This is a genomic window from Vibrio sp. V31_P5A7T61, from assembly GCF_009904895.1.
GTDB lineage: Bacteria > Pseudomonadota > Gammaproteobacteria > Enterobacterales > Vibrionaceae > Vibrio > Vibrio metschnikovii.
In genome coordinates this window covers 1-12,227 of record NZ_WXWI01000072.1, presented here as the reverse complement: position 1 = coordinate 12,227, position 12,227 = coordinate 1, and the positions used below count along the sequence as shown (strand labels likewise).

Here is a 12,227-nt window from a genome sequence, read left to right as displayed (position 1 = left end):
ACGACGATGAGTTCGAATGTTGTGCTTCCTGAGCAGCCAAAAGCTCAGCCAAGTGTTTCACCTTGGCGTTTAGTCTGGAACCGATTTAAGCGCCATAAAGCCGGTGTAGTCAGTGCCATTTTTGTTGTACTGCTGGTGATCCTGTGTTTCTCTGCCTCTTTAATTGCGCGTTGGATGGGTCATGACCCGTTTGACGTCAATTTCTTTGCTCGCTTAGAACCAGCGAGCAGTACCCATTGGTTAGGAACCGATGAACTGGGCCGTGATGTTTTTTTACGTCTCTTATATGGTGGGCAAATCTCATTAATGGTTGGCGCGGTAGCGGCATTTGCCACAGCGATTATCGGTAGCTTGATTGGTGTTTGTGCCGGATATTTTGGCGGAAAAGTCGATGCGATTTTAATGCGCATTGCCGATTTCACCCTCTCACTGCCTACCTTACCATTGATGATTGTTCTGGCCGCCGTGGACTTACGTAAGTTAGGTCTACCGGATGAATGGGTGCAAGGCGATACCATTAGTCTGTTACGGATCATTGTGATTGTCGCTCTCTTCGGTTGGCCGACTACTGCACGCTTGGTGCGTTCTGGCACCTTATCGGTTCGTGAGCGTGAATATGTCAAAGCCGCGGTTGGTTATGGCGCTTCTTCCGCTCGCATCATCCGTAAACACGTATTGCCGAATGTGCTATCACCGGTGATCATTTCGACCACCATGGCCTTAGGTGGCGTCATCTTGCTTGAGAGTGCTTTATCTTTCCTTGGCTTAGGTATTCAGCCGCCCCTGCCTTCATGGGGTAATATGCTGCAAAATGCCCAAGAAATGATTTGGCAATCCCCAGGGCTGGCGATTTATCCGGGAGTGGCTATCTTATTCACCGTCATGGCGTTTAACTTTTTAGGTGATGCGCTACAAGATGCGTTAGATCCTAAAGCTTAAACGCTCATCCTTTATCAAGATCATCTGCGCCGCCCCTGTATTCGAGGGCGGCTTTTTTTTCAATCACTTTTATCCTTAAGACGGCTTGATGCAAAACCAGTGAGGGTGAGAAAAAACAAACACACTATTTTTCCTTATCTCGCTTGAAGTCCGTATTTTTTGCCTTATCTATATGGGTAAGCCACCTACATTGACTCTTAAACGTATTAACGGGGGTAACGATGAATACCTTGCCCAATATCCATTTACAGGTCTCGGAAACTGCCTCGGGAGCAGCAAGTCCAAATTGGCCAGCCGTGATGGCTTTTCCTCAACGTAGCCAAGATACTCTTTTTTTACCGCCGCCAAAACGGGTGGTCGCTTTGATACCTGGTCTTTGGTTATGGCTAGACGTCATGAAACTTGCCAACCTTTGGAAACCGACGATTCATTAATCGCCCAGATCGACGAACAACCACCTCTATGAACGATTAACAATCAAGCCTTGTTGATCCAACCCAACGGGTTAAGGAGCGAAGAGATTGATTGAACAACACCGCAATAAAATACGAAACCGCTACAAAGTCATCAGCTCTGTAGCGGTTGGATTGCTATGATTCGCGGGTAAAAGGACTAAGCCGCTTTGACTTTATCGTCCGTTTTCACGCTGGTATTTTGGTTAATTAAGGCTTGGTGTAACGCACAAATTGCACTGTTATAATCACCGTCTTCCACCACAAATTGCACATTAACATTGCGCATGGATGAGTGAGCCGCCATCGGGTTGACCCCTGCTTCCATTAAAGACTGCATGCCTTTGCCAAGTGCGAGGTTGGTATTAATCGAGGCTCCAATCGCCGAGATTAACGCGACCATTTTTCCTGAAATCGACGCATTCGGATAACGCTTCTCTGCTTTATACAAGACATGATTCAAGTTGTCGCTCGTGCCACTTAAGAAGTAAGTCATTGAATTTGCGTTCATTTCTTTACCGACTAAATGCACTTTCGCTTCAGCAATGATTTCCATCAGTTCATAGCTGGCATTATCAACATTACCCACCATGCTTTGATCAAACATATGTAAGGCAAACACTTTGTTGCGTCCAGCAATGATCTCGACTTTATTGGCTTCCGGTTGATGATGGTTTGAAATCAGCGTACCAGGATGATCCGGCTCAAAGGTATTTTTGACTCGAAGCTCGATACCTTTTTTACGTAATCCAGCCGCGGCGTTAGGATGAATCGCTTCCATACCAAGATTAGCCAGCTGATCGGCGACATCAAAATTCGTCAGTCCCAGCGGGCGAACTTTCTCCGGCCCAACGACTCTAGGGTCTGCGGAGCTAAGGTGATATTCTTTATGAATGATCGCTTGGGAGGCATTGGTTAATACGGCTATCCGGCTAAAGGTCATTTCGCTGTAGCCGCGATCATAACTCTTCATCAAGCCTTGGTCGCAATAAGCGTAACCGGTAACAATCGGTAACTCTCGCGTCACATCAATATCAGCAAAGGCACGTTCAATCACCTCATCCAACTGGCCACGCGTTTGTTCACTCCACCCCGATAAATCGACAAACCGAGCATTAATGCCCAACGTTTTCAATTTCAGCGTGGTGTTATAAGCACTGTGCGCTTCGCCAATAGAAGAGAGGAACTCTCTAATTTGTGGTAAATAATGACGCAATGAAAACTGACCATATTGGCAGGTTTCTAAAATGTTGTTGACGCAATTGACCGCTTCAGAAAGACGAGAGCGAATAAACTTATCAGCGCGAATTCGACTCATGGGATCAGCAAACAGATTTTCGTTGATCATCAACATCCGTTGTTCAAGCTCGTATATCGCGTCTTGCCAATGTTCATCGCGCTTAGCAATCATTTGATAAATACCCGGTTTCCCGGTGCGTTTACACTCTAAAAGTGCATCGGTCATCCCTGAATAAGCCGACACCACAAACACTCGTCCATACGGGTTCGTCGGCTTTAAAAAAATATTGTCCAGTACAGCATCAAACGCCGACATGGAAGTACCACCGATTTTTTCTACGGTGTAAGACATAAGGTCTCCTTGTATTGAATATCGGTTAGGTGATAAGCAGCGTAATAGACTTTGATTCGTTCAACATCCATTGACGCTGCTTATGGTCAGTGGCTCACTCAACGAGGGGGTAAACGCCATCTTTATCGTGGACTTCCGCTCCCGTTATCGGAGGATTGAATACGCATGCCATCACCATATCGGCCTCTTTATTGGCTCGTAGATAATGCTCATCGTGCTTATCCAAAATATACAGAGTACCTGGTTTAATCGGGTAAGTTTCACCGCCGACGACTTCTATCTCCCCTTCACCCGACATGCAATAGACCGATTCCAGATGATTTTTGTAGTGTATGTGGGTCTCGGTATTTTGATAAATCGTCGTGATGTGAAACGAGAACCCCATGTTATCGTCTTTGAGCAACATGCGAACACTTTCCCACGTTTCGGCGACGACGCGGCGTTCACTTTGTTGGCATTCTTGTAATGTTCTAACAATCATAATTTTTCCTTAGGATGCTTTTTGAATAAACTGCGGAGCGACGTTTTCCACCGCTTGCTGGAAAATCGTTAAGCCTTGCTCCAGTTCATTTTCACTGATCGTCAAGGGGCAGAAAAACTTCACCACTTCATCTTGTGGCCCTGCGGTTTCAATCACCATGCCTAAGCGGAAACATTCGCGAGCAATCTTATTGGCGATATCGCCATCTTGACATTCAATACCTTGCATCAATCCACGCCCTTTTAAACGCGTAAATAGGCTTGGAAAACGGCGGATGGTCTGCTGAATCGTATGGGTAACTTGTTCAGATCGGGTTTTAATGTGCTGTTGAAAATCATCATTAGCCCAATAGGTTTGTAAGGCTTTCGCCGCCGTCACAAAGGCGTGGTTATTGCCACGGAAGGTGCCGTTATGCTCTCCGGGCTTCCAAACATCTAACTCTGGTTTAAACAAGACGATCGCGAGCGGTAAACCATAACCACCAATCGATTTCGATAACGTCACTATATCTGGCTTAATACCAGCAGGTTCAAAACTAAAGAAGGTTCCTGTACGTCCACAACCAGCTTGAATGTCATCGACAATCATCAGTACACCGTGCGTTCGACAAATTTTACTCAGCTTTTGCAACCAAGGGTAAGAGGCTGCGTTTAACCCCCCTTCACCTTGTACGGTTTCCAATAGCACAGCGGCGGGTTTATCCAAACCAGAGGACGGATCGCCAAGCATGGTCTCAAACAGCGCTAGGCCATCGATATCGGCATAACCGTCGTAAGGGATACGAGTCACCCCGGATAGCCCCATACCAGCACCACCACGATGATGTTGATTCCCTGTGGCGGCTAAAGCGCCATAAGTACAGCCATGAAAGCCATTTGTGAAAGCCACAATATTGGTTCGCCCTGTCACTTTACGCGCCAGTTTCATCGCCGCTTCAACCGCATTCGTCCCCGTTGGTCCGGTGAACTGCACTTTATAATCAAGCTGACGCGGCTCAAAAATGTAGGTTTGTAGCGCATGTAAAAAATCCGCTTTCGCCTCTGAGTGCATATCCAAACCGTGGGTGATGCCGTCTTTATCAATGTACTCAAGCAATGCCTGTTTAAAAATGGCGTTATTATGGCCGTAATTTAACGAGCCTGCGCCCGCTAAGAAATCTAAGTAGGCATCACCATCTTGGGTATACAACCAGCTTCCTTTTGCTGTGGAGAACACAACAGGAAAATTATTGGCATAAGATTGAACGTTTGATTCTTTCTTTTTGAAGATATCCATAACGATGGGATTTATCCTTTTTGGTTGGTGGGAAGAGAGAGCGGGATACGGTACAAGTATTCCGTGTCATGCTCGCCATCAAAGTGGCGAGTCTCATCGAGAAAAGTAGACACTTCACCGCGTTCGCCATGTGCTCGATCCAGCTTTTTAAATAATTTCCAAGAGCCTTGGTTATCACGAGTAATGGTCGTTTCTAACACTCTGATATCGCTCAATTCATCACGAGTCAGCAGCTCATTCAGCATATGGAAAGCCAGACCCATACCTCGCGCAGTTGGACTCACTGCGACTTGCCAAATGAATAACTCATTCGGCTTATCCGGCTTGCGATAGGCTGAAATAAAACCGACCAATTCCTGATTACGCTCGGCTATCACACAAGTGTTTTGAAAGTGGGTAGATTGTAAGAAGTTACAGTAAGCGGAGTTTTCATCCAGCGGAGCACACTGTGCTATCAGATCATGGACTCGCTTACCATCCGTTCGGTGTGGAACCCGAAAAGTCCACTCATCCTGAGTGTTTTGCATAATTTCTGGGTATGCAACCCAAGGCGATGCTGTCATCATAGTTTGATACATATTATCCATTAGAGCTCTAAACAAGTTTCTTTTATAAACTAACAGTCTCAGCGACTTTTTCAAGCTTGAATTTTACCAAAAAAGCAAAATCACCACTTAATCCAATGATAAATATACATAAAAAATAATAATAAAAATAAACCCATCACAGCAAAAAGATTAGATGTGTAACAATAATGACAGTTTTATGAAGATAGAATGAAGGAGAATATGAGGATAGAACTGGGGCAAGATCACTCAGGCGAACACTCAATATCGCCTGAGTGATCATTCACTTAACGGGGCAGTTTGTCGCAGCGTGCAGCACAAATAAAATCGTTATTGTGCAGTCCATTAATCGCATGGGTCCACCAAGTTAATGTCGTTTTACCCCACTCGACCGTGATTTTAGGATGATGATGCATCGCTTCAGCAAGGTTGGCTACCTGCTCAGAAAACGCCCAAGCCTGCTTGAAGTTGTTAAACCGATAGACTTTTTCTAACTGAGGAACACCGTCTCGATGCACCAGTGCCCATCCATCAAGTTCACTCAGTAATGTCTGCTGCTGATCTTGAGTTAAAGCAGTTGCGTTGCTATCACAGGCTTCACAACGTAATTCATCCAACATAGTTTTCTTCCTTTACAGTAAATGGCGCTGGTAGTAAGCCTAGTGCCATGGCTTGTTCAACATAATGCATTAAATCTAATTGACTGAGTGAGTAAAGCTCACCTATCTCTTCCAATACATAATACACCGGCTGAATATGATCAATTCGATACGGGGTGCGCAGTGCTTGTAACAAATCAAATCGCCGATGCTGCGCGTCTGGTTTATCTAGCGCGCAGCGTGTTTCGGCAGGAGAAGAGAGAATACCGCCGCCATAAATTTTGACGACCCCTTGCTCTTTTACTAAGCCAAACTCAACCGTAAACCAGTACAAACGAGCTAAATAAGCCCGTGCTTTAGGAGAAGCATTCTTGCCTAATTGACCATATCGATGAGTAAATGCCGCAAAATCTGGGTGCGTTAACATGGCACAATGGCCATAAATTTCATGGAAAAAATCGGGCTCTTGTAAATAATCAAACTCTTGCCGAGATCGTAAAAACGTTGCCGCGGGAAATTTTTTATCGGCCAATAACGCAAAAAAATGATCAAAGCTGATTAAGGCGGGAACGGGGGCAATTTGCCAGCCGGTTTCTCGATCTAAGGTATGATTAAGCTCAGACAGTCGTGGGACTCTGTCCGCTGACAGTGCCAATAAATCCAATCCATCTAGGTAAGGCTGGCAAGCGGTCTCGCTAACAATCGACTGCTGACGAGCGACAAGATCGTGCCACACACCATGCTCTTCTTCGCTCCAATCGATCTCACCGTGTTGATTGAGTGATTTAGCAACGTAACAACTCATGACGGAATCTCCGTAACATTATTATTACATTTAGCGTATTCACGGTTGCTTCAATCTGCCATTCCTCTGCAAGGATTGGATTGACTTATCTCTGTAACAATTTATTTACATTCGTTGATGGCGTTCCCACCTATTGAGTATGCCTTAATCTATAATTTTGCTTGTTTATCAATCTTCTTTTTTGACTTTACAGCAATCTATACAACACTTTTGTTATCTAAAATTTGCTAACTTGAGGAAGACATGTCTCACTCTGACCCGATTTGGACACCTAGCCAACAACGTATTCATGCTTCTGAACTGTACCAATTCATGCAACATCTTCATCAACAAGGCTATGCAATGACTCACTATGATGAACTGCATCAATGGTCGGTTCAATCTTCCGAACGGTTCTGGAGTGAAATCTGGCAATATTGTGATGTGATTGGCTTACGTGGAACGTTATTATCAACTCAAGGCGAGGCACGCTGGCCCCCATTCATGCCGAGTCGAGATACCGTTTGGTTTGCGAATGCGGAGCTTAATTACGCAGAAAATTTACTCGCTTATGCCTATCAACAGCCGGAAAATATTGCTCTTTGGTTTCATAATGAGCGCGGCCAAAGTCGCCACTTAACGTGGCAACAACTCTCTGATCAAGTCTGCATGATTCAGCAGTGGTTGATACAAAATGGCATCGGTCGAGGAGATGTAGTCGCGGCATATCTACCGTATATTCCAGAAGCGGTCGTGGCCATGCTCGCGACCACCAGTTTAGGGGCAATCTGGACATCAACTTCCCCGGATTTTGGGGTTAACAGCGTGGTTGAGCGTTTTGCACAAGTAGAGCCTAAAATTCTATTTTGCTGCGATGGGTATACCTTTTCAGGTAAAACACACCAGATGCATGAGCAAAACTCCCAAGTAGTGACTCGATTACCGACGCTCAATAATGTCTGCCAAATTGATTATCTGCAAAAGCGCGCCTATAACCCAAGCATCAATGAGCATTTTTCCCATTGGGCATCCATTCTCGCTAGCTATACACCAAAAGGATTAACCTACCAACGCGTAGCATTTAATGATCCTTTGTTTATTCTTTACTCTTCAGGCACGACTGGACAGCCTAAGTGCATTATTCATTCTGTCGGAGGAACACTGCTCAATCATCTGAAGGAGCACCAATTACATTGTGATATCCAAGCGAATGATCGGGTGTTTTACTACACGACCTGCGGCTGGATGATGTGGAACTGGCACGTATCAGCGCTGGCAAGTGGAGCGACCTTAGTGATTTTTGATGGTAGCCCAATCTATCCGAATCCCGATGTTCTCTGGCAATTGGCTGAGCAATCACAAACAACGCTGTTTGGCACTTCTGCTATTTATCTAGAATCATTGCAAAAATCGGGGTTTTCGCCCAATCAACATCATCACCTCGCGGATCTTAAAACGATCTGTTCTACGGGTTCAGTGCTCTATCCTCATCAGTTTGATTATGTTTATCAACATATTAAATCCGATGTGCATCTCGCCTCGATTTCTGGAGGCACTGATATTTGTGGTTGCTTTGTCTTGGGTAACCCACTCTCACCCGTCTATCGTGGAGAATGCCAAGTCGCGGGGTTAGGCATGGACGTAGCGGCGTTTAACTCGCGGGGAGAAGCGGTCATGCAACAGCGCGGAGAATTAGTCTGCCGTAACAGTTTTCCCAACCAACCGATTGGCTTTTGGAATGATAGCGGCGAGCGCTACCATAATGCTTACTGGGCGAAGTATCCCAATACTTGGCATCATGGTGACGATGTCATGCGCTCAGAACAAGGCGGATTTCTCTTCTATGGCCGAAGTGATACGACACTCAATCCTGGCGGAGTACGCATCGGTACTGCGGAGATTTACCAAGCGCTTAAATCAATTACCGAGATAGCGGATGCAGTCGCCGTCGGCCAAAAGCAGCAAGGCGATGAAATTATTGTTCTTTTTATTGAGTTGTCACAAGGTGCTTCGCTCAACAATGAACTGATCGAGACCATTAAACAACAATTGCGCACCCAATGTTCACCGAGACATGTACCGAAGAAAATCTACCCTATTTCTAAAGTACCGAGAACGCGCTCCGGTAAATTGGTCGAGTTAGCGGTTAAGCAAGTACTCAATGGGCAAACGGTCGACAATCGTCATGCGATTGATCATCCTGAAGTGCTTGATGAGGTGGCGAGTTATGCCAACGCGACCACCTAATCAACCAACGCCGTACCCTGCTCACATCGAAATACAGACTCAAACCAGAGTGTGTACGGCTATTTACGTCCTAATGCAAAAAAGGCGGCTTGTGGTCCATCCGGGGTAGCGATGACAAACGCTTGTGCAACCTCAATGGTCGTAAAGCCTGCTTGGGTAAAAGCCTGTCTAACGTTAAGTTCATGTAGATGGTGATCGGCCAGCGTATTGTCTGCTAACCAATCCCACTGAATAAACAAACCACCTTGGTCTAGTAACGAGTAAATAATCTCGACTACTTGTGGAAAGTCATCAACGTAAGCACACACCGAAGCGGCGACGACAAGATCAAACTGCTTTCGAAAAGCTGGATGTTGAGCCACTAAGCCGCGCGTTAAACTATCGACCACAGGCTCGACATTAGGTAGCTCTTTTTTATCCAGCTCCTCAATCATCGATTCTGAGCTATCCAATGCGACGATAGTTTTCGCTAGGGGGGACATCATCTGACTTAAGAAACCCGTCCCACAGCCATAATCAAGAATATGCTTGCCATCCAAGGACGTTAAGGTCTTCAGTTGCTGAAATACCTGCTGAACAAACATCGTGTTTGTTGTATTGTTTTCCCAATTTTTCGCGAGATTATCCCAGTCGTGTACCATCATGGTCTCCGTATTACGTCTTGTATTCTGGTAATATGCCAAGATTAAACCAAAATAGAGTCAACTTCATAGCGTTAGCGAACAATCTTGGTTAAGAAAATACAATATTCATCGTAATGCTGAGAAAATCGGCAATGTAAAGTGGAAGTTATCAGCCTGATTAACGTCGCTCACGTTTAATAATGGAACCCTCATGAACCTATCACAAATAGAAGCATTTTGTGCTATCGCCGATGCAGGCTCAGTTTCCGAGGCGGCTCGCCAATTGGAATGTAACCGAACCAAACTGAGTATGGCGGTAAAAGCGCTGGAAAATGAACTTAAGGTTGAGCTATTAGTCCGCAGTGGTAATCAAGTCACATTATCGGAAGCCGGTAAGGCTATCTACAAAGACTGCCAAAGCTTATTAATTACAGCGACCAGAATTAAACGCACCTGCTCGCAGGTGTGTGATGAATTTGCCGCTGAAATGTGGATTGCGCGTGATGACTCTCTGCCTGATGTGTTATGGCAAGATTTGGCTCATTCACTGAATAATTTATTTCCTAATACGTCCTTTAACATCGTCCTTGCCTCGAGTGGTGATCTAGCCAGTTTAGTCGCAACCGAGCAGGTTGACTTCGCGTTTGGTGTCGATTACGAGCGTTTGGACGATCCTCGTATCAGTTACCAGCCACTGGGTAAAATCCGCATGATGTCGGTCTGTAGCGTCAGTCATCCTTTAACTAAACTCAAACGAGTGTCCGATGAAGACTTACGTAAATCGATGCAAGCGGTGATGGTTTACCTCAATGATCAAGATAACTCAAACCTTGAGCCCTTTTCTCGCCGCTATATTGGTTTCTCAAGTTTTGAATATATGCTGGCGACCATATTGACCGAAAGCGCTTGGGGAGTGTTACCTGAGCCATTAATTCGCCATCATCTGCGCGAACAACGTTTAACCGTTATTCGCCATACCTACGGCTTAACTCAAGAAGATTATTGCATGTATACCATCCCTGGTGACGCAGAAAATCCAGCCATGCTTTGGCTAGCTGATAAGCTCAGTGATTACCTATTTGACTTTTAAATAACCAATGGCAGTCAGAGTCAATATTTTTGACAGCAAAAATAGCACACAACCCACTGTTTTAAATGGATTTATTTTAAATTCGTGTTTTTTATTTAGATGTGTAAGTAAATTGAGATTGTAATAGACCGATTTTAAGCCAAAATACGTTTAGTTTTTAAATCGGTAGATGTTTTATGTGTGCTCAAACAAGTTTAAATGAAAATCGTGTCTTAACCTTCTCCGCCCTTATCGCATCAGTATTTGCCCTTGGCGGATTAGTGGTTGGTTTACTTGTAGGGTCATTAGTTATTGTCTTTGATGGAGTCTACTCTCTCATCAGTTTACTGTTAACATTATTGTCGCTGGTCGCTTCACGTTATATACGTAAGCCGTCTGATGCGCAGTTCCCTTTTGGTCGTGCGCTATTTGAACCTGCGGTTATTGTTATCAAAGGCAGCGTGATCTTACTACTCGTCACCTACTCACTGTATTCTGCGATCGGTGCTTTAATCACTGGCGGTAGAGAAGTCGATGCTTCGATTGCAACCCTTTTTGGTACAGTCAATGTTATCGGCTGTGGCTTAGCATGGTGGTATATGGCAAAACTGAGTAAACGCCACGCTTCAGGCCTGATTGGTGCAGAGGTTAAACAATGGCAAATGGATACATTGCTCAGCCTTGCAGTAACCATCGGCTTTATTGTGGCACTGGGTGTGACTTTTACTCCCTTCGCTCACTATGCGGTCTATGCTGACCCGTTGATGATGCTTGCTATGTCGTTTTATTTTTTAAAAGTACCTTTCGGGATGGTGAAAACGGCATTACGCGAAATATTCCTTATGTCACCGAGTAAAGATATTTGTAAGCGCGTTGATCAAAGTATTATCGATGCTTGTAAAGAATCAGAGCAAGATATTGAATTAACCGGAGTGACCAAAGTCGGTCCAGAATTATGGGTAGATGTGGATATCTATCCTGAAGACAACAGCGATGTAATTTTAGTCGATGATATCGAACAAACCAGAAAAACCATCGCTAAGCGTTTATCTGGGTTACCACTGAAACTACAAATTAACGTCAATATCGCGCGTTAATCCCTGCTTATCCTAACCAATAAACCCGCCGTTAATGGCTAACTCCTATCACTTAGCGTGTTTGGAACGAACTGGGTAGCGAGTTTTACTCATACGAACGGTCCTGGATTTGGGCCGTTTTTTTCGTTCTGGAAGAATGTAACGCTTTACTCGCTCTCGCATTGCCCTCAACTTTTTAGGGATTGAGCCGGGTGAGGCTATCGCACACCACATCAGTTCATCTTGGATATCTCGAAGTGCCATCATAAAGCTTATTCGAAGAGGTGATACCTTGGCTTCTTTCGCAATGCGGCTGATTTCTAAGCGAACCAGATTGTAAGCAATCAGTATTCCCCATACCTCTTGTTCTACCCCTTCTACAGACTGGCTTCGGAGAAGACGTTCATCCTCTAGCATGTCGTGCTTTATCTCTCCATAACTGCTCTCAATCTCCCAACGTTCGAAGTAGACATCCAACAGGGATTGAAGGTCATATTGGCTATCTGTTAAAGAGGTGAGTACGCC

Annotated in this window: 13 protein-coding genes; 5 read left to right on the top strand and 8 right to left on the bottom strand. The window is 44.9% G+C overall.

Annotation, left to right across the window (positions count from 1 at the left end; translation table 11 throughout):
• Positions 1-6: 6 nt before the first annotated feature.
• Together CAG58_RS15885 and CAG58_RS15880 are read left to right on the top strand one after the other, a co-directional pair.
• The gene (locus CAG58_RS15885; RefSeq protein WP_158137414.1) at positions 7-939 is read left to right on the top strand and encodes an ABC transporter permease; all 933 of its coding nucleotides are present in this window, start codon (positions 7-9) and stop codon (positions 937-939) included.
• Positions 940-1,160: 221 nt separating this feature from the next.
• Complete coding sequence (locus tag CAG58_RS15880) at positions 1,161-1,373, top strand: hypothetical protein (protein ID WP_158137042.1); 213 nt, start codon at positions 1,161-1,163, stop codon at positions 1,371-1,373.
• Between the two features lie 178 nt (positions 1,374-1,551).
• On the opposite strand, the gene CAG58_RS15875 is transcribed toward CAG58_RS15880, so the two are convergent.
• The 6 genes from CAG58_RS15875 to phhA all read right to left on the bottom strand — a co-directional run bounded on the left by CAG58_RS15875 (position 1,552) and on the right by phhA (position 6,708).
• Positions 1,552-2,982 carry an aspartate kinase gene (locus CAG58_RS15875; protein WP_154170949.1) on the bottom strand — a complete coding sequence of 477 codons (1,431 nt, stop codon included), beginning with the start codon at positions 2,980-2,982 and terminating at the stop codon, positions 1,552-1,554.
• Between the two features lie 94 nt (positions 2,983-3,076).
• A complete protein-coding gene (locus CAG58_RS15870; RefSeq protein WP_154170948.1) occupies positions 3,077-3,463 on the bottom strand; it encodes an ectoine synthase in 387 nt (128 codons plus the stop codon).
• A gap of 9 nt (positions 3,464-3,472) precedes the next feature.
• Positions 3,473-4,738, bottom strand: a complete 1,266-nt coding sequence (gene ectB, locus CAG58_RS15865; protein WP_154170947.1) for a diaminobutyrate--2-oxoglutarate transaminase — start codon at positions 4,736-4,738, stop codon at positions 3,473-3,475.
• 11 nt (positions 4,739-4,749) lie between these two features.
• Positions 4,750-5,304, bottom strand: a complete 555-nt coding sequence (gene ectA / locus CAG58_RS15860; protein ID WP_170906168.1) for a diaminobutyrate acetyltransferase — start codon at positions 5,302-5,304, stop codon at positions 4,750-4,752.
• 287 nt (positions 5,305-5,591) lie between these two features.
• Entirely contained in the window at positions 5,592-5,924 is a 333-nt protein-coding gene (locus CAG58_RS15855; protein ID WP_161425664.1) for a 4a-hydroxytetrahydrobiopterin dehydratase, read from the bottom strand.
• Positions 5,914-6,708, bottom strand: a complete 795-nt coding sequence (gene phhA, locus CAG58_RS15850; RefSeq protein ID WP_161425663.1) for a phenylalanine 4-monooxygenase — start codon at positions 6,706-6,708, stop codon at positions 5,914-5,916. The genes CAG58_RS15855 and phhA overlap by 11 nt, the downstream gene beginning before the upstream one ends.
• A gap of 243 nt (positions 6,709-6,951) precedes the next feature.
• On the opposite strand from phhA, the gene CAG58_RS15845 reads away from it, so the two are divergent.
• Entirely contained in the window at positions 6,952-8,934 is a 1,983-nt protein-coding gene (locus tag CAG58_RS15845) for an acetoacetate--CoA ligase (RefSeq protein WP_161425662.1), read from the top strand.
• Between the two features lie 59 nt (positions 8,935-8,993).
• Here CAG58_RS15845 and CAG58_RS15840 read toward each other — a convergent pair whose 3' ends face one another.
• Entirely contained in the window at positions 8,994-9,575 is a 582-nt protein-coding gene (locus tag CAG58_RS15840; RefSeq protein ID WP_161425665.1) for a class I SAM-dependent DNA methyltransferase, read from the bottom strand.
• A 193-nt stretch (positions 9,576-9,768) separates the two neighbouring features.
• Here CAG58_RS15840 and CAG58_RS15835 point away from each other — a divergent pair, with 193 nt between their 5' ends.
• The gene (locus CAG58_RS15835; RefSeq protein WP_004397076.1) at positions 9,769-10,647 is read left to right on the top strand and encodes a LysR family transcriptional regulator; all 879 of its coding nucleotides are present in this window, start codon (positions 9,769-9,771) and stop codon (positions 10,645-10,647) included.
• Positions 10,648-10,823: 176 nt separating this feature from the next.
• Positions 10,824-11,723 (top strand): cation diffusion facilitator family transporter, encoded by a 900-nt coding sequence (locus CAG58_RS15830; RefSeq protein ID WP_161429749.1) that lies wholly within the window; start codon positions 10,824-10,826, stop codon positions 11,721-11,723.
• 48 nt (positions 11,724-11,771) lie between these two features.
• On the opposite strand, the gene CAG58_RS15825 is transcribed toward CAG58_RS15830, so the two are convergent.
• The coding region (locus CAG58_RS15825) for a transposase (RefSeq protein WP_161439752.1) at positions 11,772-12,227 on the bottom strand (456 nt) is incomplete at its 5' end.